Annotated in this window: 20 protein-coding genes; 11 read left to right on the top strand and 9 right to left on the bottom strand. The window is 67.4% G+C overall.

Translation table 11 applies throughout. The features are described from left to right. The first annotated feature begins 219 nt into the window (after nt 1-219). Genes RH91_RS01515 through RH91_RS01505 form a run of 3 tightly spaced genes read left to right on the top strand, consistent with a single transcriptional unit; the run spans nt 220 to nt 5326 of the window. The gene (locus tag RH91_RS01515) at nt 220-4227 is read left to right on the top strand and encodes a Pls/PosA family non-ribosomal peptide synthetase (RefSeq protein ID WP_010160720.1); all 4008 of its coding nucleotides are present in this window, start codon (nt 220-222) and stop codon (nt 4225-4227) included. Further along, nucleotides 4224-4796: a 4'-phosphopantetheinyl transferase family protein gene (locus tag RH91_RS01510; protein ID WP_010160718.1), complete on the top strand. Its 573-nt coding sequence runs from the start codon at nt 4224-4226 to the stop codon at nt 4794-4796. Before RH91_RS01515 ends, RH91_RS01510 begins: the two co-directional genes overlap by 4 nt. Further along, entirely contained in the window at nt 4793-5326 is a 534-nt protein-coding gene (locus tag RH91_RS01505) for a GNAT family N-acetyltransferase (protein ID WP_010160717.1), read from the top strand. Before RH91_RS01510 ends, RH91_RS01505 begins: the two co-directional genes overlap by 4 nt. A gap of 10 nt (nt 5327-5336) precedes the next feature. On the opposite strand, the gene RH91_RS01500 is transcribed toward RH91_RS01505, so the two are convergent. Both RH91_RS01500 and RH91_RS01495 read right to left on the bottom strand, forming a co-directional pair. Then, entirely contained in the window at nt 5337-6740 is a 1404-nt protein-coding gene (locus RH91_RS01500) for an APC family permease (protein ID WP_010160716.1), read from the bottom strand. Between the two features lie 146 nt (nt 6741-6886). Then, nucleotides 6887-7729 (bottom strand): helix-turn-helix transcriptional regulator, encoded by an 843-nt coding sequence (locus RH91_RS01495; protein ID WP_010160715.1) that lies wholly within the window; start codon nt 7727-7729, stop codon nt 6887-6889. A gap of 87 nt (nt 7730-7816) precedes the next feature. Here RH91_RS01495 and RH91_RS01490 point away from each other — a divergent pair, with 87 nt between their 5' ends. Continuing rightward, on the top strand, nt 7817-8719 hold the full coding sequence (locus RH91_RS01490) for an SDR family oxidoreductase (protein WP_010160714.1): 903 nt from the start codon (nt 7817-7819) through the stop codon (nt 8717-8719). 32 nt (nt 8720-8751) lie between these two features. Here the strand turns inward: RH91_RS01490 and RH91_RS01485 are convergent, their stop codons facing one another. After that, nucleotides 8752-9849, bottom strand: a complete 1098-nt coding sequence (locus RH91_RS01485) for an alpha/beta fold hydrolase (protein ID WP_037479017.1) — start codon at nt 9847-9849, stop codon at nt 8752-8754. A 329-nt stretch (nt 9850-10178) separates the two neighbouring features. Here RH91_RS01485 and RH91_RS01480 point away from each other — a divergent pair, with 329 nt between their 5' ends. From RH91_RS01480 to rsgA, 6 genes are all read left to right on the top strand, one after another. Beyond that, nucleotides 10179-11681, top strand: coding sequence for a helix-turn-helix transcriptional regulator (locus tag RH91_RS01480; RefSeq protein WP_010160712.1), 1503 nt, complete (start codon nt 10179-10181; stop codon nt 11679-11681). Between the two features lie 141 nt (nt 11682-11822). After that, nucleotides 11823-12080: a GlsB/YeaQ/YmgE family stress response membrane protein gene (locus RH91_RS01475; protein WP_010160711.1), complete on the top strand. Its 258-nt coding sequence runs from the start codon at nt 11823-11825 to the stop codon at nt 12078-12080. Nucleotides 12081-12138: 58 nt separating this feature from the next. Then, nucleotides 12139-12747 carry a general stress protein gene (locus RH91_RS01470; protein WP_010160710.1) on the top strand — a complete coding sequence of 203 codons (609 nt, stop codon included), beginning with the start codon at nt 12139-12141 and terminating at the stop codon, nt 12745-12747. Nucleotides 12748-12771: 24 nt separating this feature from the next. After that, a complete protein-coding gene (locus RH91_RS01465; protein ID WP_010160709.1) occupies nt 12772-13080 on the top strand; it encodes a hypothetical protein in 309 nt (102 codons plus the stop codon). 163 nt (nt 13081-13243) lie between these two features. Then, nucleotides 13244-13408 (top strand): hypothetical protein, encoded by a 165-nt coding sequence (locus tag RH91_RS22155; RefSeq protein WP_157136818.1) that lies wholly within the window; start codon nt 13244-13246, stop codon nt 13406-13408. Nucleotides 13409-13415: 7 nt separating this feature from the next. After that, nucleotides 13416-14441: a ribosome small subunit-dependent GTPase A gene (rsgA, locus tag RH91_RS01460; protein WP_442852537.1), complete on the top strand. Its 1026-nt coding sequence runs from the start codon at nt 13416-13418 to the stop codon at nt 14439-14441. Nucleotides 14442-14542: 101 nt separating this feature from the next. On the opposite strand, the gene RH91_RS01455 is transcribed toward rsgA, so the two are convergent. Then, on the bottom strand, nt 14543-15439 hold the full coding sequence (locus tag RH91_RS01455) for an AraC family transcriptional regulator (protein WP_010160706.1): 897 nt from the start codon (nt 15437-15439) through the stop codon (nt 14543-14545). A 150-nt stretch (nt 15440-15589) separates the two neighbouring features. On the opposite strand from RH91_RS01455, the gene RH91_RS01450 reads away from it, so the two are divergent. Beyond that, the gene (locus RH91_RS01450; protein WP_010160705.1) at nt 15590-16315 is read left to right on the top strand and encodes an SDR family oxidoreductase; all 726 of its coding nucleotides are present in this window, start codon (nt 15590-15592) and stop codon (nt 16313-16315) included. 73 nt (nt 16316-16388) lie between these two features. Here the strand turns inward: RH91_RS01450 and RH91_RS01445 are convergent, their stop codons facing one another. From RH91_RS01445 to RH91_RS01425, 5 genes are all read right to left on the bottom strand, one after another. Then, nucleotides 16389-17042: a nicotinamidase gene (locus tag RH91_RS01445; RefSeq protein ID WP_010160704.1), complete on the bottom strand. Its 654-nt coding sequence runs from the start codon at nt 17040-17042 to the stop codon at nt 16389-16391. Next, a complete protein-coding gene (locus tag RH91_RS01440; protein WP_029623510.1) occupies nt 17039-18202 on the bottom strand; it encodes an acyl-CoA dehydrogenase family protein in 1164 nt (387 codons plus the stop codon). The genes RH91_RS01445 and RH91_RS01440 overlap by 4 nt, the downstream gene beginning before the upstream one ends. A 118-nt stretch (nt 18203-18320) precedes the next feature. Continuing rightward, nucleotides 18321-19547 carry an NAD(P)/FAD-dependent oxidoreductase gene (locus tag RH91_RS01435; RefSeq protein WP_010160701.1) on the bottom strand — a complete coding sequence of 409 codons (1227 nt, stop codon included), beginning with the start codon at nt 19545-19547 and terminating at the stop codon, nt 18321-18323. A gap of 215 nt (nt 19548-19762) precedes the next feature. Then, nucleotides 19763-20809 (bottom strand): glycosidase, encoded by a 1047-nt coding sequence (locus tag RH91_RS01430; RefSeq protein ID WP_010160700.1) that lies wholly within the window; start codon nt 20807-20809, stop codon nt 19763-19765. Continuing rightward, entirely contained in the window at nt 20806-21573 is a 768-nt protein-coding gene (locus RH91_RS01425) for an SDR family NAD(P)-dependent oxidoreductase (protein WP_029623509.1), read from the bottom strand. The genes RH91_RS01430 and RH91_RS01425 overlap by 4 nt, the downstream gene beginning before the upstream one ends. Nucleotides 21574-21667 lie beyond the last annotated feature (94 nt).

Raw genomic sequence — 21667 nt, 5'->3', positions numbered from 1 at the left:
CCACCGCCATCGGCGCCCCGTCACGAGCTTGCAGGCGCTCGACGAAGGGACGACGAGGCGGAACACACGGTCCCGCGCGCACCCGACGATCGGGACCGGACCGCCTCGTGCCGGGCAGCGCAAACCGGCGATGCCCTTGTCCTCGGGCATGACCGGGTGCAAATCATGGGGATACGGCAGTTATTCAGGGATCGACCTATTCCAAACCAGGCATATGACGTGGCGACGCTGGATCCCCTGAGCAGCGACGCCGTGATCGAGGCGTCGATCATGCCGGCCCCGGCGCTTCGGCCCGACGAACCCTATGCGCGCGACGAACTGCTCCACGAACTGTTCGATGCACAGTGTCGGCAGAATGCGAGTGCAACCGCGTTGCAGTTGATCGGCGCGAGCGAGGAATTCGGTCGCAGCACGACGTGGAGCTACGAGACGTTGCAGCGACGCAGCCTTGCGCTCGCGCACCGGTTGCGCGCACTCGGGATCGGTCGCGGGGATCGGGTGGTGCTGTGCCTGCCACGCGGGCTCGATCAATATATGGCGATCCTGGGCGTGCTGCGCGCCGGGGCCGCCTATGTCCCGGTCGACTGGAGCTATCCGCAGGACCGTATCGACTTCATCATCGCGGACAGCGGTGCCGCCCTTACGGTAACGGTTGCCAGCCGCGCGGCGACGATCACCGGCGCGACGCTGGCGCTCGATGCCGAACTGGGCGACGTCGCGGCCGAACCGGCGGCCCCGCTCGGGCGGCAGGAGACCGCCGCGTTGCCCGACGATCTCGCCTATATCATCTACACCTCGGGCACGACCGGCCGCCCCAAGGGGGTGATGATCACCCACGCCAACGCGTGCCATCTCGTCCGCTCGGAAAGCGCGATCCTCGCGCTCGACCCGAGCGACGTCGTGTTCGGTGGCTTCAGCCTTGCGTTCGACATGTCGGTCGAGACGATGTGGAGCGCGTTCTTCGTCGGCGCGCGGTTGCTCGTCGCGACCGAGGCGCTGGCGACGAGCGGGCCCGACGTCGCGGTCGCGCTGGCCGAGGCGGAGGCGACGATCTGGCATGTCGTGCCGTCGCTGATCGCGCTGGTCGAGCATCCGGTGCCGACGCTCCGGCTGATCAACATGGGCGGCGAGGCATGCCCGGCCGATCTGCCGCGGCGGCTGGCGCGGCCGGGGCTGCAGTTGCTCAACACCTATGGCCCGACAGAAACGTCGGTCACCGCAACCTGGACCGAAGTCCAGCCCGGCCAGCGCATCACGATCGGCAAGCCGCTTCCTGGCTATACCGCCTGGATCGTAGACGAGACGCTCCACCCGGTGCCGGCGGGGCAGGAGGGCGAGCTGATCATCGGCGGCCCCGGGGTCGGGGCCGGCTACGTCAACCGGCCCGACCTGACCGCCGAGAAGTTCACCATGACGCCGTTCGACACGGTGTCGGGCGGGCCCGAGCGGGTGTATCGCTCGGGCGATCTGGTGCGGCTCGATGCGGCGGGTGACATCGATTTCGTCGGGCGGATCGACACGCAGGTGAAGATCCGTGGATTCCGGGTCGAACTCGCCGAGATCGAGGCGGTGATCGGCGAGGCGTCCGGCGTCGCACAGGTGGTCGTCCAACTTTTCTCGGACGCCGACGGGGCGGAATTCCTCGCGGCGTTCATCGTCGCTCGCTCGGGAGAGACGGTCGATGTCGCCGATCTCAAGACCCGCGTCGCGGAACGGCTGCCCAATTACATGCGGCCCGCGGCCTATCAGATGCTCGCGGCATTTCCGACGCTTCCCGCCTCGGGGAAGGTCGACCGCAAGGCGCTGGTCCGGCCCGAAGGTACGGTCGACGCCGATCGCGCGATCGCGGCTCCGGCCACCCCGCTCGAGGCGCAATTACAACGCGTATGGGCCGAGGCGTTCGCGCCGCAGCCGGTCTCGGTGCTGGACGATCTGTTCGAGGATCTCGGCGGGCATTCGCTCAAGGCGGCGCGGCTCGTTTCCGCCGCGCGCAAGGTCCCCGGCCTGGAGGGGCTGTCGCTCGAGGACGTCTATGCCGCCCCGACGATCCGTGCGCTGGCGGCACGGATCAGCGGCACGGCACCGGTCGTGGTCGAGCACGCCGGGACGTTCGTGCGGATCGCCGACTGGAAGCGACGCCTGTGCGTCGTCGCGCAGACGGCGGCGTTGCTGCCGATCTATGCGCTCGCCGGGCTGCAATGGTTTTCGCCTTATATCGCCTACACCCACTTTGCCGGACGGATGGACCGGATCAGCGCGCTGGTGTTGAGCGCGTTGTTCTTCACGATCGTGCCGATCGCCTCGATGATGGTCTCGATCGTCGCCAAATGGGTGATCGTCGGGCGGTTCAAGGCGGGGGATTATCCGCTGTGGGGCAGCTATTATTTCCGCTGGTGGCTGGTGCGGCGGATCATCGGGGTCACCGCGACCCCGTATCTCGCGGGAACGCCGATGATCCGCGGCTATTACCGCATGCTCGGCGCGAAGATCGGGAAGCGCGCCTATATCGGCACCGGGGTCATCGACACCGCCGACCTGTTCACCGCGGGCGACGATGCGATCGTCAGCGACCAGGCGGTGATCGCGACCAGCTCGGTCGAGCGCGGCATGCTGCGGCTTGGTACCGTCACGCTCGGTGCCGGCGCGTTCGTCGGATCGCAGGCGGTGGTCGGCCGCAACGCGGTGCTTGGCGACGATGCGATGCTCGACGACATGTCGGCGGTGCCCGCCGAGACGATCGTGCCGCCGCGCCAGCGCTGGACCGGATCGCCCGCGACGTTTGCGGGCGACGTGCCGCCACGCCCGGCACGCACCCGCCGCGAGGCACCCGCCGCAACGTTCGGCCTGCTGGTCGGCGCGTTGCTGTTGCCGATCATCGCGATCCTGCCGATCGCGCCGGGGCTGATCGCGCTGATGGAGCTCGATTGGGCGACCACCGGCTATACCTATGTGCTCGTCTCGCCGCTGCTCGCGACGACCTATATCGTGATGATGTGCGTGCTGACGGTCGCGGCGAAGCGGCTGATCCTCGGCAAGGTCGCGCCGGGCAGCTATGCGCTCGATAGCGGCTTCTACGTCCGCTTCTGGATGGTCAAGCAGATCAACGATCTCGCGTTGCGGCTGCTCCACCCGATCTTCGCGACGCTCTACGTCATCCCTTGGTATCGCGCGCTCGGGGTCAAGGTCGGGCGGCGCGCGGAAATCTCGACCGCAAGCGCGATCGTGCCCGACCTGGTCGAGATCGGGCCGGAGAGCTTCATCGCGGACTCGGTCATCTTCGGCGCGGCCCGGATCGGGCATGGCACGATCGAGCTGGCGCACACGCGGATCGGCCGACGCAGCTTCATCGGCAATTCGGCGCTGTTGCCAAGCGGTGCGCAGATTGGCGACGAGGTGCTGATCGGGGTGCTGTCCAAGCCTCCCGAGACCCCCGGCGACGCGATGGAGAGCGGAAGCACCTGGTTCGGCTCGCCGGCGATCAAGCTTCCCGTTCGCCAGGTCGCGACGATGTTCGACGAGGGGGCACGGTTCAACCCGTCGCGCGGGCTGATCGCGACGCGCCTGACGATCGAGGCGGTGCGGACGACATTGTCGCTGACCGTCTTTCTCGTCTTCTTCAGCCTGTTGTTCTCGGTCGTCGGGGATCTCGACGATCTGGAGCGCGGCGGGGTGATCATAGGGCTGGCGTTCCCGTTCCTCTATCTCGGTTTCTGCCTGGCGTGCGGGGGGTTCGTGCTGGCGTTGAAATGGATCGTCGCCGGACGCTACCGCGCGACCACTGCGCCGCTGTGGAGCACCTTCGTGTGGCGGACCGAACTGGTCACCGCGACCTATGAGAATCTCGCGGTCGCCAACCTGCTCGAGCCGTTGCGCGGCACGCCGTGGATCGCGATCTATCTGCGGCTGATGGGGGCGAAGATCGGCAAGCGCTGCTACATCGACACCACCGACCTGACCGAGCATGATCTGGTGACGATCGGCGACGATGTCGCGCTCAACGATTTCGCCGGGCTGCAGACGCATCTGTTCGAGGATCGCGTGATGAAGGTCGGCGCGATCCGGATCGGCGACCGCGCGACGATCGGGTCGCTCGCGATCGTGCTGTACGATGCCGAGATCGGGAACGACGCGCAACTGGGCGACCTGTCGGTCGTGATGAAGGGCGAAACGCTGCCCGACGGCACCAATTGGGAAGGCAGTCCGGCGCGGATCGCGATCGGGGCATGACACCGCTGTGGCATGACGGCGCGGTGTCGGCGCTGCGTTACGCAGGGACACCGGTGGTCTGGCGCGTCGCCGATGACCGGAGCACCCCGCGCCACGCGCACGCATCCGCGCTGCTCGCGCACTGTGCGGACGTGCCTGCCGCCACGGTCCGGCTTGCGCGCAGCGCTGCCGGGGCACCGCGTGTGCTCAGCCCGCCGGGCTGGTATATCGGGTTTGCCGGGCGCGGCGGATGGTCGCTGGTCGGCGCGGCGACGCGCCCGATCGCGGTCGACCGGGAGACGGTCGATGGTGCCGCGGCGCTGTGGGACATGCTGAGTGCGACGGAGGTGGCGGCGCTCCGGGCGCTCGACTCCGCCGAGCAGCCGCGCGCCTGGCTGCGCCGCTGGACGATCAAGGAGGCGCACGCGAAACTGATCGGCGAACCGCGCCGCCTCGCCCCGGAGACGATCGAGACGGAGTTGCTCGATCCGGTCCGCGCGACCGCGACCTGCGAAGGGCGCTCGCACTGCTGGACGCGCGACACCGGCGAAGCGATCGACACCGTCGCCCTGTGGGAGGACGACGCATGAGCCGGGTCATGGTTCGCAACTATGCCGAGACGGATCGCGCCGCGGTGCTGGCGACGTTCGACAGCAACCTGCCCGAATATTTCGGGGACGGCGATCGCGGCTGGCTGGAGGAGACGCTCGACGATCCCGATGGCCCCGCGCTGGTCGTCACCGTCGATGGTGCCGTGGCGGCCTTTGGCGGGTACGAAATCTGGGAGCATTACAACAAGGCGTTGCTCTATTGGGGAATGGCGGCGCGCGCCTATCACCGCTGCGGACTGGGACGGTTGCTGTTGTTCGAGCGGCTGATCCATGTCGCGCGTAACGCCGTTCCCGCGACGCGCTACGTGACGGTCGACACGTCCCCGCTGGTCGCGCCATTCTTCGAACATTGCGGCTTCGAGCAGACCGCGGTGTGGCCGGAGGGCTATCGTTCGGGAATGACGATGCACGAGCTTCGCTTCGATCTCGCGCGCACCGCGCTGCCCGACCTCGTCGACCGGCGCGACGCAGCGCTGGCGCGGGTGCTGGACCGGCTCGCGGCGGCGTGATCGATCCCGATCAGCGGTCGTCCGGCGTCGGGTCCACGACCGTCCACCCGCCCGGCCGTCGCCGGAGCACGACCCAATAATAAGCGGCGGACAGTATCATCACCGCCCCGGTGGACAGCAATCCGGGGCGCCCCGCCTCGGGATCGCCGGCATTGACGATCGCGACACCGACCAGCGCAACCAGCGTTACGACCGGGATGAGCGGGAAGGCCGGCATGCGATACAGCGTATGCGCGCTGGTCCCGCGGTGGCGACCGGCAAGCGCGGCGAGCGCTATCGCGGCGTAGATGACGACCAGTTCGCCGCCCGAGCAGACGAGCAACAGCGGGAGCGGCACGAAACACAAGCCCACGCCCATCGCGCCGACCAACAGCGTCCCCGCCCACGGGCTGCCGTAGCGGGGATGGATCGCGCACATCAGGCGGTCGATCGGACGCCCCCAGCAGCCGTCCCGCCCGGTCGAGAAGAAGAAGCGCGCGCAGGCGAGCACGGTGACGATCGCGGCGTTGACCATCGCCAGCGCGACCCCCGCCGCCATCCAGTTTCCCAGCACCGCGCCGCCGCGCGCCCGGGCGAACGCGCCGAACGGATCCGCCCCCGTCAGCACCGCCGCGAGATCGTGCGTGCCGACCAGAATCGCGGCAAGCGGCACGACTTCCGCCGCGAAGATCAGGACGAACGACAGCAGGATCACGCGGGCGATCCGGCGTGGCGCATCGTGCAGGTCCTCGCCGAAATAGACCGCGAGGCCATAGCCGTTGAACGCGAAGATCGCGATCGTCGTCGCCACGCCGATCTGGGCGAGCGTAACCGGCCCGCCGGCGGCGACGGGATGGAGGAGCAGCGCAGCGACACCGCGCACCGGGGCCTGCAATCCGAGCAGCGCGACGATGCCGAGCACGAGCAGCTCGATCGCGAGGAAAGCCCCGGTCAGGATCGCGTTGAAGCGAATGTCGAAAATGCTGACCAGCGTCGACAGCACGATCACCACGATCGCGACCGGCACCGCCGGAATCGCGGGCCAGAAGGTCGCGAGCACGTCCGCGACCCCCAGCGCGACGACCGGCAGGAACAGGACGTTGTTGACCGCATTGAGCCCGAGCACGACGAACCCGGCGAGCGGACCCATCGTCCGCTCCACCATCACATATTCGCCGCCCGCGACCGGCCACGCCGAGGACAGCTCGGCATAGATGAACGCGGTGCCGATGCAGACCAGTGCGCCGAGCAGCATGGCAAGCAGCGCGCCGGTCCCAGCGACGTGCAGGACTCCGGGGACGATCGCGAAGACGGAAGAGGCCGGCGTCGCCGCCGACAGCGTCAGGAACAGCACCGCGACTGGCCCCAGCGTGCGCGTGATCGAGGGGCGCGCCCGCGACGCCGTAGCCGACCCTGTATCGAACGCCCCATCCATCGCGCCAGCCTCGCGGAAGGTTGCGGGAAACGCCAGCCGTATCGGTCGATTTCGCAGCGGGATCTGTCTTGGGATCGTTCGCAGAGGGGCGTTGGGGAACGCCCGGGCGTAGATCGATTGACCCGCACGACGTCCGAATTGGCCGCTCAGCTTTCGCGAGCCTCCAGCAGCAGGCGCAGCCGCTCCGCATCCTCAGCCGAGGCGGGGTTATAGACGATCATGCCGAGTTCCGGCCGCCCTTCGATCGCGAAGGACGAGAACTCCATGGCGAGCAGGCCTGCCTCAGGGTGATGGAGCCGCTTTACCCCCTCGCCGTGCGCGACCACGTCATTGTCTTGCCACAGCGCTTCGAACTCAGGGCTGATGCGGGACAGTTCGGTCACCAACTGGACGACCGCCGCGCTGTCACTGGCGCGCGCGCGCGCGACGTCGGCGCGAAAGGCACCGACGACGAAACGCGCAACGCCTTCCCAATCGGCGTTTCGAGCGCGGACGTGGTCACCGCTGAAGAGCAGGCGCAGGATGTTGCGGCCCTCGCGCGGCAGCTTGGCATAATCGGTGAGCATCAGCGTCGCCGCCCTGTTCCAGCCAACCACATCCCACAGCGCCGTTTTGACGATGGCCGGGCTCAGCACCATCCCGTCGAGCACCCGCTGCAAGCGTGGGGAAATCCCGTCGACGGGGTGATAGCGCGCCTCCGGCGGGCGGCCGAGGCCCAGCATGTAGAGATGCTCGCGCTCGGGCTCGGTCAGCATGAGGCCCTTGGCGATACGGTCGAGGACGTCCGCCGACGGGGCGCCGCCGCGCCCTTGTTCCAGCCAGGTGTACCAGGTGGGACTGATGTTGGCGCGACTTGCCACCTCTTCGCGGCGGAGACCCGGCGTCCGCCGCCGTCCGCCGCCGAACCCCAGGGCGATCGGGTCGAGGCGGGTCCTGCGGTCCCGCAGATAGGTTCCGAGCGGGTTTGACGTGTCGCCGGAAATGACCATCCTGTTACAAGCTATACCCCGATAAGGTCCCTACTTTACCACGTTCCTGCCGACCCCGATACGCCCACCGGCAACAAGGAGATTCCCATGCGCGTATTTCTGACCGGGGCTACCGGCTTCATCGGCTCACACGTCATTCCCGAACTTCTTGGTCGTGGGCATCGGGTGCTTGGTCTGACCCGCTCCGATGCGGGCGCCCGGCTGCTCGAAGCGGCCGGGGCGGAGGTCCATCGGGGTGATCTGGAACAGCCCGAGACGCTCGCCAGCGGCGCCGCGGCGGCGGACGCGGTCATCCACTGCGCGTTCGACCATGATTTCACAACGTTCGTCGAGAACACCAAGAAGGATGAACGCAACATCGCCGCAATGGGCGAGGCGCTGGCCGGAACGCAGAAGCCGATCCTGATCACCTCCGGCGTCGGCATTGGCACGCCGTTGCATGGCGGCCCGGCGACGGAGGACGTGCTCAACCCGCGCCACGCCAATCCGCGTATCGCGACCGAGCTCGCCGGCGCGGCGCTGACCGCGCGCGGGATCGACGTGCGCACGATCCGACTGCCGCAGGTGCACGACACGACCAAGGCCGGGCTGATCACCCCGTTGATCGCCGAGGCACGTCGGGCCGGCGCGGTGGCGTATCTCGGCGCGGGGCATACGCGCTGGTCGGCGGCGCACGTCAGCGACGTGGCGAGGCTCTACGTGCTGGCGCTGGAGAAGGGCGAGCCGGGCGCGCGCTACAATGCATCGGTCGAGGAGGGCGTCACCGCACGCGCCATCGCGGAGGCGATCGGCCGGGGAAGCGGGCTGCCCGTCCGCTCCATCGCAGCCGACGAGGTCCAACACTATTTCGGCTGGATGGCACCGTTCGCGGCGCTCGACATGATCGCGTCGAGCGCCTGGACGCGCGCACGCCTGGGATGGGAGCCGACCGGTCCCGATCTGCTCGAGGATCTCGCCGCGATGGATTTCTCGGCGCGGTCTCCGGGTTGATCAGGTGCCGGGACGGACGAAGGATGCGGCGTTCACTCGGTTCGGTCGCCTGCGCGCATGAAGGCGCCGATATGGTCGTTGAGGAACTTGGCATCTGCCGGGTTGCTCGCCGCGCCGGCGGTATGGCCCCAGAGGGAGGGGATCGGCAACAGGGTGACGCGCGGCATGAACGCGGCTTCGTAACGGGCGTCATCGACCGGAAAGTAGAGATCCGTCGCCGATGGCATATAGAGGACGGGCACCGCGATCGACCCAAGCGCGCGTTTGATGTCGCCGCCCATGCCGGGGGTCGTGCCGATGTCATGCCCCTCCCACGTCCGCATCTGCAGGATCAGGTCGTTGGCATCGCCGCCGGGCACGAAATCCTTGTACAATCCCTCGAACACGCTGCGATAGGTCGTGCCGGGCGCCGCCCCGGCGCGCCACAGTTCCTCGCGCCACCATCCCTGCGAGAACAGCCAGCCCGCCCACACCGCGCCGAAGGTCTGCAGCCCGGCCTTGGGCGGTGCCTTGTAGTCGCCGCCGGCGAAGGCCGGATCGTTCTGGATCGCCATGATCTGGCTCTCCAGGCGGATGATGCCGTGCGGCCAGGCTTTCGCGGTCGCCGAGGTGACGACGATCCGGTCGGCGAAGCCGGGATGGCTCACCGCCCATTGGAACGCCTGTTCCCCGCCCATCGAAAAACCGACGATGGCCCGCAGGTGGTGCACCCCGAGCCCCTCGGCGAGCAGCCGATGGACCGCCTCGACATTGTCGCGGATGCTGGTCACCGGAAAGCGGGGTCCGTCGAACGGCGCGGGCGTGTTGCTGGGGGAGGACGACTTTCCGTTGCCGAACAGCTCGGTCGCGATCAGGAAGTATTTCCGCGGATCGAGCGCCTTGTCCGGACCGATCAGCCATTCGTAGCCATGCGAATCCGCCATGTAATGCGACGGGAGCAGCACGGCATTGTCATGCGCGGCGTTGAGCGTGCCGTAGGTCGCGTACATCACCCTGGCCTGTGGCAGCACGGTGCCGTTCTCGAGCTTGAACTGCTTGATGAGGAACGGACGACGGTCCCCGTCGGCGGCAAGCGCGGGGGTCGCAAAGGACGAGAGCAGCGCCAGCACCGCAACGATGAACCGAACCATAGGCTTGCCCCTTCGCGGCACCCGTGCCGTCGTCGCAATCATCCCGGAAGTGTCCGGCAATCGCAAGGGACCAAGGCGACGACCGACGGCAGTTTCCTGCGATTCGAGGGGATTATCCTTGGCGATCACCATGCGGCGGCAGTGCCGTGATCGTATCGGGCGTGTGCAACCGGTTTCGGCAGACGCCGGTCTGGATGGTTGTTCGTGGGGCATCGTGGCGGCAGCGGCCGCCGCCGTCTCCGGTCCGAGCTTTTTCGATTGCACTTGAACAGGTTGTCCGGCGCTAGGCTAGGGTGTCGCAGACTGTCGAATCGCAAGGAACCAGGTCAATGCCGCGCGCCACATCCAATTCGCCCGACCCGGCAACCCGTCCCGATCGCGAGCAGCTGCACCGCATCGTCGAGGGGTTGAGCGACGGGATCGTCCTGATCGAGCCGGATGGACGGATTGTCTGGGCCAATGAGGCGGCACTCGTGATGCACGGGTCCGCCACGCTGGCCGAATGGGGCGGAACGGTCGAGAGCTACCAGCGCGCCTTCGAGCTCCGGCTGCGCGATGGGCAGCCCATGCCCGCATCCGCCTATCCGATGGTGCGCCTGTGCCGCGGCGAGGCGTTCGAAGACGTCATCGTCGACGTGCGAAAGACCGGGCAGGAAGACCCGGATTGGGTGCACCGCGAGCGGGGGTTCGTCCTCGACCGCGACGGCAAGCCCGACTGTCTAGTGCTGATCATCTGCGACGCGACCGAGGCTTTCGAGGCGAGCGAGCGATTCGAGAGCATGTTCAACGCCAATCCCGCGCCGGCCTTGATCGTTCGCCTTGCCGATCTGCGCTACGTCCGCGTGAACGAAGGGTTCCTCGACCTGACGGGGTGGAACCGCGACGCGATCGTCGGGCGCTCGGTGTACGAGCTCGACATCCTCGCGCAGGCGGTGGAAAGCGAGCGGGCAAAGCGCCGGCTCACCGAAGGTGCGATCATCCCGCAGATGGAAGCCGAGCTGCCGCTGCCAAACGGCGACACCAAGCTGGTACTGCTCGCCGGGCATCCCGCCGAGATGCCCAATAACGAACAATGCATGATCTTCACCTTCGCCGATCTCGAGCCGCGCCGCCGCGCCGAACACGCGCTGCGACAAAGCGAGGAGCGCTTTGCCACCGTCTTCCGGTTCGCGCCGGTGCCGATGGTCCTGACGAGCCTCGACGGGCATCGCATCCTCAACGTCAATCACGCGTTCCTCGGACTTACCGACTGGGGACTCGAGAGTGTCGTCGGGCGCAAGCCGTCCGAGATCGAACTGTTCGAAAGTTCGGCGACCCGCCGCGAAATCGAGAAGCGCGTCGCCGAGGCGGGTTCCTTCCGCGGCTACGAATTGCAGGTGAAGACGCGCACCGGCACGCTCGTCACCTGTCTGGCGTCGGCCGAAACCGTCTCGATCAACGGGCAATATTGCATCCTCGCGGCGTTCCAGGACATCAGCGACCGCAAGCGCACCGAGCTCGACCTGATCGGCGCGATCGAAGGCGTGATGCAGGATTCGAGCTGGCTCAGCCAGAAGATCATGGACCGCCTCGCGGCGTTGCGCGGCCCCACGCCGCGGCCGGGCGCGGTTGTCCGGTCAGTCGACCTCACCGCGCGCGAACGCGAGGTGCTCGCGCTGATCACGCGCGGAAAGACCGATGACGCGATCGCCGAAGCGCTCTCGCTCAAGCGCAACACGGTGCGCAACCACGTCGCGCGGTTGTACGCGAAGATCGGCGCGCACAGCCGTGCGGAAGCGATCATCTGGGCGCGCGACCGCGGCCATCAGCTGCGCTTCGAGCCGGCGGACTGAGCCGCCGAAAAGGCAAATTACTTCGTGTTTCAGGGGTGCGGGCACCCATGCATGAGGTGCCTGCGCATCTGGGGTTACCGTTTGCAAACCCTTAATTTCCAATCATCCGGGGCGTTGCCCGGTTTGAGAGGAGATCATCAAATGTCCATTCTAGCGTGGATCATCCTTGGCCTGGTGGCCGGGTTCATCGGTAGCAAGATCGTCAATCGCAGCGGCGAAGGGCTGGTGCTCGACATCATCCTCGGCGTGGTCGGTGCCGTCGTCGGCGGCTTTCTGTTCAACCAGTTCGGTGCCGCCGGGGTTACCGGCCTCAACCTGTACAGTCTTGTCGTTGCCGTGATCGGCGCGATCGTCGTGCTCGTCCTCTATCACATGGTCGTCCGCACGACCGTTCGCTGAACGGACCACCGCGCCCGCACCCATCACCGTCGGGCCAACCACCAAACAGGAGCATATCATGACACAAACCATCACAGGACTGTTCGATCAGTACGACGACGCCCGCCGCGCCGTTCAGGACCTCGAGGCCGCGGGCATCGCGCACCGCGACATCAGCATCGTCGGCCATGACAAGCATGGAACGGTCGCAGATCGCGATACCGCGGAAGCCGCGTCCGAGGATGCCGGTATCGGTGCCGGGCTCGGGGCGGCCGTCGGCGGGGTGGGCGGCCTGCTCGCCGGTTTGGGGTTGCTCGCGATCCCGGGCGTCGGTCCGGTCGTCGCGGCAGGGTGGCTTGCGGCGACTGCAGTCGGCGCGGCTGGTGGGGCGGCGATCGGCGCGGCTGCCGGGGGCCTCGTCGGGGCATTGACCCATGCCGGCGTTCCCGAACGCGACGCCAACGTCTATGCCGAGGGCGTCCGCCGCGGGGGAACGCTGGTAATCGCCAAGGTCGATGAGGCCCACGTGCAGATCGCGCGGAACATCCTCGGCGACGAACGCTCGGTCGATGTCGTGGACCGTCGCAATGCCTATGAAGCGGATGGATGGAAGCAGTTCGACGAGACGAGCCCTGCCTATTCGGACGCCGACATCGCCGCCGAACGCGGCCGCCGCACGCAGATCTGACGATCGCTTTCAAAGGACCAAATTATGCGACTCTATTCCCATTTGCTTTTTGGCGTCGCCGTTCTGGCATCGCCAGCGCTTGCCCAGACCGGGACCGCCAAGGACAATCAGGCGGTCAAGGCCGCGCATACCGTGAACGATGGGGCCGCCCGGCGCGGCGCGAATTCGTTCACGCAGAACCAAGCGCGCGCGCACATTGCGAAGTCGGGGTTCACCAAGATCTCGGCGCTGTCGAAGGACGCGAACGGCGTATGGCGGGGTACCGCGCATAAGGGCGGCCACACCGTCCATGTCGGACTGGACTTCAAGGGCAACGTCTCGACGCACGACTAAATCGCTTCGGCGCGGCGGCATGGACATGCCGCCGCGCCGATTAAATGCCGTCTCTGGCGGGAGTTGGCGAAGACAGGCGAACCGGACCCGGACCTTTGCGTACCCGCGTATCTAGTCGCGACCGACGGATCCGTGTACCCGGAGGTCAATATCGAGCTCCGGAGTGACCGACATCCCACGCAAGACCAATTACGACTTCGAGCGCCGCGAGCGCGAAAAGGCCAAGGCAGCTGAGGCCGCGAAGAAATCGCAGGCAAAAGCGGACAAGCGGGCAGCCGAGCAGCAAACGCCGGATGCGGTAGGTTCGGGCCGTCCCGAGGACGGCTGAAGCTCCGGTGGAAATCTCCGACCCCACGCTGGAGCAGCTCGGCTGGAAGCCGTTCTTCGACGAGCAGCTTTCTCCCGAGGAGCGCCGTGACGTCCAGCCTGCCCGGGTGATTTCGGTTCATCGCGGACGAGTGACCGTCGCGGGCGAGGGGTATGAGGACTCTGTTCCCTCCGCTTTGCCCGTACCAGGGGGTGCCGAGGACAGGCCCACCGTGGGGGACTGGCTGCTGGTCGACCGGAACAGCCGAACCATCGTGCGCATCCTCGAACGGACGAGCCTGTTCAAGCGGCCCGCGCCGGGGGACGAGCGCCGGGTCCAGCTCATCGCCGCGAATGTCGACACGCTCTTCATCGTCACGGCCTGCAAGCAGGACTTCAACATCGCGCGCCTGGAACGCTATCTCGTGCTCGCGCGCGAAGTGGGCGTCCGCCCGGTCGTGGTCCTCACCAAAGCCGATCTGTCACCCGCGCCCGAGCGTCTCGTCGACGAGGCGCGCGCGCTTCAGTCGGGATTGCGGGTGGAACTGGTCGACGGGCGAGATCCCGCGAACACCGCTCGCCTGCTGGACTATTGCGGCGTCGGACAGACCGTCGCGCTGGTGGGGTCATCCGGCGTCGGCAAGTCCACGCTCGTAAAGACGCTGACGGGATCGAGCAGCATCGCGACGCAGGCCGTCCGCGAGGACGACGGCAAGGGTCGGCACACGACGACGGTCCGCGAGATGTATCGCCTCGCCGATGGCGCCAAAGACGGTGGCTGGCTCGTGGACACGCCCGGCATGCGCGAGCTGCAGATGTCCGAAGTGAGCACCGGGGTGACCGAGGTGTTCGACGATGTCACGAATCTTGCGCTCGAGTGCCGGTTCTCGAACTGCACGCATGTCGCGGAACCGGGATGCGCCATCAACGCCGCGCTCGCGGCGGGGACGCTCGATCCCGCGCGCTTCGCGCGGTGGCGCAAGCTGTCGCACGAGGATACGGTGAACAGCGGTGCCGCGGTCGCGCGCCGCTCCCGCCCGGCGAAACGGCGATGACGGTTGGCGGACCTCGATCCGCTGGCAGGTAAAGACGAACCGGCGTCCGCGGCTCGCAAGTCCGCAGGCGGGGTCGGGATTGGGCCGGTTGCGCGGCGGGGTTACACCGGCGTGAGCAGATTGCCGCTACGCTGGAGCTGTTCGATGTCCCGGCGGGGCGGGGCGCCGAACAGGCGCGCATATTCGCGGGTGAATTGCGAGGGGCTTTCATAACCCACGGCGAAGCCGGCGCTGCTCGCGGTCGTGCCGGCGGACAGCATCAGGCGTCGCGCCTCCTGCAGCCGCAACTGCTTCTGATATTCCAGCGGCGTCATCCGCGTCACCGCCTTGAAATGCTCGTGCAGCGACGATGCGCTCATGCCCGCGGCGGTCGCGATGTCGCCGATCCGCAGCGGCTGGTCGAAGCCGGTGCGGATCGTCGCGATCGCGCGGCTGACCTGATTGAGGTGACTGTCGGCGACCGCCATGTAGCGAAGCGCAGGCCCGTGCGGGCCGGTGAGCAACCGGTACAGGATCTCCCGCTCGATCAGCGGCGCCAGCGCCGGGATGCTGGCGGGCTGGTCGAGCAGCCGCATCAGCCGGCATGTCGCGTCGATCAGATCGTCATCGCTGCGATAGACCGCGAGCGCCGGCAGATCCGCCCGGGGCGCGCGTCCGCCTTCCGCCATGATGAGGTCCGCCAGCGCAGCCTGATCGATGTCGATCTTGCAGCAGAGGTAGGGGGTGTCGCGGTCTGCCTGGATGACATGCCCGACGAGCGGCAGGTCGACCGAAACCAGCAGATAATGCGCGGCATCGTAGACGAGACTCCGCTCGCCCAGAGACACCCGCTTGGTGCCTTGCGCGATCACGCAAAGCGACGCCTCGTAGACTGCGGGCAGGGGCACGGTCGGCGCGTCGGCGCGGAACAGCGACAGCCGATCGATCGGCGTGCGCGCCATTCCGGTGCTCGGCACGTGGCGCGCAACGAGCGCGGCGAGGTCTGTGATCGTGCTCATGCGGAGACTGTGTTCGCTGCCGCCCGCCCTCGCAAGCGCGGTCCCTGCGTTTCGGAGGATCGGGCAAGGATCGCGGCGGATCGCTCTCACGCGCAAGCCGCGTCCGGCCCCATCCGTGCCTTGTCCTTAGGACGATGAAGAGGAACCACCATGAACGACGTCATCGACAAGACCGTGCTGATCAGCGGCGCCTCCAGCGGGATCGGCGAGGCAACCGTGCGCGAGCTCGCGGGCAAGGGGGCGCGTCTTTTCATTGGCGCGCGCCGGACCGATCGGCTCGAAGCGCTCGCGGTGGAACTCGGCGCCACTGTTGCGTGGCACGTGCTGGATGTGACCGACCCTGCGAGCTTCGCCGCCTTCGCCGACGCGGCGGAAGCGCGGTTCGGGCGCGTAGACGTGCTGATCAACAACGCCGGCGTGATGCCGCTGTCGCCGCTCGCCGCGCTGAAGACGGACGAGTGGCGGCGCATGATCGACGTCAACATTCACGGCGTGCTGAACGGGATCGCCGCGGTGCTGCCGCGGTTCATCGCGCAGCGCTCGGGCCACGTCGTCAACGTCGCCTCGATCGCCGCGCATTTCGTGATGCCGAGCGCCGCCGTCTATTGCGCGACCAAATATGCGGTCTGGGCGATTACCGAAGGGCTGCGGCAGGAGCATGACGACATCCGCACCACGATCATCTCCCCGGGCGTCGTGGCGACCGAACTGGGCAATGACATCACCGACCCGGATATCGCCTCGGCGCTCACGACGTGGCGGCAGAAATCGCTGACTCCCGATGCGATCGCGCGGGCGATCCGTTACGCGCTGGAGCAGCCCGAGGGCGTGGACATCAACGAAGTCATCGTCCGCCCGACCGCCGCCGGCATGTAAGGGGGCGCGGTCCATCGTCCGGGCGATCCTGTCATCGGCCCGGACGGTGATGCTGGCTCGAGGAAGGAATGGGCTACAACAGCCGGACGTCCGCCGCGCGAAACTGCGCTTCCACCACGTCGACGGTCGTCCCGCCCGGTACCGGCATCGCGATCGCGCGCGTATGCTCCGTCAGGATCGACGCTTCGAAGCCCTCGCGCCGAGCATCGAGGGCGGACCACGCAACGCAGAAATCATAGGCCAGCCCGACGAACACGCACCGGCGCACCTGCGTGTCCCGCAGATAGCCCGCCAGACCCGTCCGCGTGGCCTTGTCGTTCTCGAAAAAGGCCGAATAGGAATCCACCTCCGGATTATACCCTTTACGGACGATGAGGTGCGCGCTGACGATGGCAGTTTGCACGGCGGGGTGGAACGCGGCGCCAGCCGTCCCCTGGACGCAGTGATCCGGCCACAATATCTGCTCGCCATAGGGCATCGGCACCGTATCGAACGGCTGCCGACCGGGATGGCTGCTCGCGAAGGACTGGTGCCCCGCCGGATGCCAGTCCTGCGTTACGACGACATGCCGGAAGTGCGGGGCGAGCAGCGCGATCCCGGCCATGATCTCGTTTCCGCCCGTGACGGCCAGCCGGCCCCCGGGGCAGAAGTCGATCTGCGGATCGACGATGACGAGCGCGTCCGAGCCGCACCACGGCGTTGCAACACCCGCGCCTTCCGGCGTCATGCTGTCGTCCTGTCACGCTTGATCTTCTTGGCCAGGCTCCATTTATGCACCTCGGTGGGCCCATCGTAGATGCGGAATGCGCGGATCTCGCGGAACACCTGTTCGACGATCGTGTCGCCACTCACCCCCGTGCCGCCCATCAGCTGGACGCAGCGGTCCGCGATCCGCATCAGCGCCTCGGACACCGCGACCTTCGTCATCGAGCTTTCGACCGTCCCGGGTGCGCCGCCGTCGAGGACGCCGGCGCACCAGTCGACCATCAGTTCGGCCTGTTTCAGGTCGATCAGGTTTTCCGCCAGCATGAAGCCGACGCCTTCGTGGTCGATCAGCGGCTTGCCGAAGGCGTGGCGGCGACAGGCATAGTCGGTCGCGATCTCGTTCGCGCGCACGCACGCCCCCAGCCAGCGCATGCAATGCGAGAGCCGCGCCGGAGCGAGCCGGATCTGCGCATATTTGAACCCTTCGCCGCTGTGCCCGAGCATCTGGTCTGCCGGGATGCGCAGCTGGTCGATCGCAACCACCGCATGGCCACCGGGCATCGACGAATCGATCGTGTCCAGCACCCGCTCGATCGTGATCGCCGGGTCGGGCAGGTCGACCAGGAACATGCACGCGCCATCCGCGGACTTGGCCATGACGATGCCGACCTGCGCGCCGACCGCGCCGGTGATGAACGCCTTGCGCCCGTTCACCACCCAATGATTGCCGTCGGGCACCGCGGTCGTCCGCATCATCGACGGATCGGACCCAGCCCCGCCCTCCGCCGCGGGTTCGGTCATGAAGAACGCCGAGCGCGCCTGTCCGCGGACGAGCGGATCGAGGAAGCGCCGTTTCTGTTCGTCGCTGCCGACCTTGCCGAGCAGGAACATGTTGCCTTCGTCGGGTGCCGCGGTGTTGAGCGCGACCGGGCCGAGCGGCGACAATCCCGACAGCCGTAGGACAAAGGCGGTCTCGCGCTGGGTGAGATGTCCGCCGTCGTCGCGGATATGCGGCGTCAACACGCCCGCAGCACGCGCCTTTTGCCGCAGCTCCGAGACGAGCGCATCGGACGGGCCGTGCGGACCACAGCGGGGGTCGCGTTCGTAGGGAATGACATGGTCGCGAACGAACGCCTCGACCTGGCCGCCGATTCGCGCGGCGCGTTCTGTCGGTGCCGGCATCGCGACCCCCGCGATGGTCGGTGCAGGCGGGGCGGGGGCTACGACGTCCATTTCAGTCTCCGGTCTCGAGGGGGCCTGGCCAGTGCGGAACGCGACGATGCTCGCATTGCCGGTCACCTCAGAGGGCGAGGCTTTTCAGCGGGATGCTCGCATCTTCGACGGCGGCGGGATCGGGCGCAAGCCCGTCGACCACGAGCCGCTTGCCCTGGACGTAATCGCGCGCCGCGTTGACGCAGTCGAGCGCGATCACGCGACCCTGCCGGAAATACACGACCGAAAAGCTGCGTGTCGCCGGATCGCCGCGAACGACTGTCTGGTCGTAGCCGATCGACAGGCCGACGGTCTGCAGCTTGAGGTCGTACTGGTCCGACCAGAACCACGGCACCGCGTCATAAGCGACATGCTGGCCGACGATCGTCTTTGCAACGATCGTGGCCTGATCGTTCGCGTTCTGCACCGATTCGAGCCGGATTGCCGCGCCGGCGGCGTAAAGATTGGTGTGCAAGGCGCAGTCGCCGATCGCGAACACGTCGCTCAGGCTGGTGCGGCATTGCGCGTCGACGCGGACTCCGTTCCCGCCCTCGGCCCCCGCGGTCAGCAGCGGTTCGACCTCGGGCACGATCCCGATCCCGACCACGACCAGATCGCAGGCAAGCACCGTCCCGTCCGCGAGCCGGACGCCACAGACCGCGCCGTCACGCCCCTCGATACCGTCGACCGCCACGCCAAGCCGCAGGTCGACCCCGTGCGCGCGGTGCTGCGCTTCGTAGAAGCGCGAGAGCGGCTCGGCCGCGACGCGGGCGAGCACGCGGTCGAGCGCCTCGAGCACGGTTACCGCCTTGTCGAACGTGCGAAGCACCGCCGCCGCCTCGAGCCCGATGAATCCGCCGCCGATCACCACCGCGCGCGTCACGGCGGGGAGCTCGGCGATCATCCGGTCGGCATCGGCGCGGGTGCGGACCGTGTGAACGCCGCGCAGATGGGCCCCCGGGCAGGTCAGCCGACGCGCCCGACCACCGGTCGCCCAGACCAGTTGATCATAGCCGATCGCTTCGCCTGTCTGCAGGGAGACGGTCTTCGCCGTCGGATCGACCGCGACGACGCGGGCATTGGTGCGCATCTCGATCCCGCGATCCGCCCAGAAACGCGCCGGACGGATCAGGATCCGGTCGAAATCGCGCTTGCCCGACAGATAGTCCTTCGAAAGCGGCGGTCGCTCATATGGCAGGTCCGGCTCGTCGCCGATCATCACGATGCTGCCGTCGAACTTGGCCATGCGGAGCGCGATTGCGGCCTGCGCACCCCCGTGGCCTGCGCCTACGATGACGACGTCATATTTGCGCATCGGTCCCGATCCTTGTCCAATTCTCGCAATGACGCCCGATGCACCGTACGGGATTCATCGAGGGGTCGCCCTCGAACGCTCCACAGGCGCGATCGCTCATCATGGCCGATCGCGGTATTCCCCCGCCACGATATCGGCAATGCGTTATCCGTATCGGGCGTGTTCGCACTCGGAGCGGGGATCGACGGCGCGGCGCCCGTCACCGCGCGCCCGGTTCAGCTCCGCCTCAGTCGGGCGCGCGACAGCCGTCGGTCCTCCAGCGAATAGTATAGCCAGATCTCGCCGTCTCGACTGGTGACCGATGCCGCAAACGCGATGTCGCTCGCGGTGCGGTCGGGCACCGGCGGCGGGGTGATCAAGGGTTCGATGCAGCGATCCACCACGCGGGACAGTGCGCGGTCGAACGCGACCCAGCCGATCCGCCAGCGGGCGTCGTGCGTCGCGCCGTTATAGAACATCACCGGCATTTCGGGATCGTCGAGCAGCATCGGGCCGGTCGAGAGATGCCAATTGTCCCAGCCATCCTCGCGCGGCATGAACGGCGTCGGTTGTTCGTCCCACGGCCCGTCGACGTTCGCGCCGATCGCCAGACCGATGCGGCTCGCGCCGTCGCTCGCATATTCGTAGAACAGGCTCCAGCGGCCGTCCTTCTCGCGATCGATCGTCGCTTCCTTGGTGTTGCCGAGCGACTTGGTCGAGGCAAGCGCGACCCCGGACTTCACCAGCTTTTCGAGGCTCGGCCCGGTGGCGTAGAACATCTCGCCATGCGCCATGTCCGCCTCGACGCCGGTATAATAGACGACGTAGCTGCCGTCCGTCATCTTGACGACGGTCGGGTCCTCCACTCCGCCTGAATCCTTTTCACCCGCGGCACCGGGGAGGATCGACGGCTGGTCGAGCATTGCGAAATGGACGCCGTCATCGCTCCATCCGCCCCAGATGATTCCGGTGTCGGTCATCGGTTCACCTGGCCGGGTCACCGCGCGCACCATGATGCCGAACCGGCCGTCCGGCTCCAGCCAGGCGAACGGGCTCATCAGATCGCGCGCCATCAACGGCGCGGGGCCCATCAGGTGGATATCCTCGAGCGCGTGCACGTTGAAATCGACGAGACCGGGGGATGGATAGACCAGCACCTTGCGGTCCCCCGTCACGCTGTCGGCGGGGAGCTTCGAGCGGACGACAGGGATGCCGGGCGCGATTTCCGACTGGCTGGTGGCGGGCACCGTCGACGTCCGGGCGGGAGGAACGCCGTCGGTCATGCGCCGAGCGCCTGCATCAGCGACAGGCCGCCGTCGATCACGATCCGCGCGCCGGTGATATAGCTGGCCTTGTCCGAGGCGAGGAAGACGGCGAGATCGCCGACCTCCTCCGGGCGTCCGGCCCGGTTCAGCGGAATATTCTGCTCGAGCGTCTTGCGGTAGGTCGGATCGGCGCTGGCGCGTTCGTTCATCGGCGTCAGGATCATGCCGGGTTCGATCGCGTTGACGCGAATGCCATTGGGCGCCTCCTCGATCGCGAGCGTCTCGATCAGGTTGGTCAGCCCGCCCTTGGCGGCGCAATAATCTGCACCACCCGACCGGACCGCATAGGCGTGGATCGACGAAATGTGGACGATCGCACCTTGCGCATTCGCTGGCCGATCCCGGACGAAGCGGCGCGATGTCAGGAAGGCACCGGTCAGATCGGTATCGAGCATCCGCTGCCACTGCGCGACCGTCATCTGGCGGACCGGGACGCCCGCCATGTTGATCCCGGCGGAATTGACGAGCACGCTGACCAGGCCAAAGGTCCGTTCGGCCGTCGCAAACGCGGTCTCTACCGATGCCTCGTCGCCGACGTCGCACTGGACCGCAATAGCATCCCCGCCGGCGGCCTTGACCCTGGCGACGGTGTCGCTGCCGTCGTTGCGGGTATCATGGAACAGCACCACGACCTTGTCGCCCTGTGCCCCGAACGCAACCGCGCAGGCCGCGCCGATCCCGCTTTCCGCGCCGCTCACCACAACGCATCGACCGTCCGCCATTCCAGCATCCTCTCGCTTCTTCACCCTTCGTATCACCGCAGGATCGGTCGCGAGCAATTCTCAAATTTGTCATGTTTCAACAGGCTAGCACCTT

Origin of the sequence: Sphingomonas sp. PAMC 26617 (assembly GCF_000242835.1) — a bacterium.
GTDB lineage: Bacteria > Pseudomonadota > Alphaproteobacteria > Sphingomonadales > Sphingomonadaceae > Sphingomonas.
The sequence above is the reverse complement of the archived record's forward strand: the minus strand, read 5'-3'. Positions and strand labels throughout refer to the sequence as shown.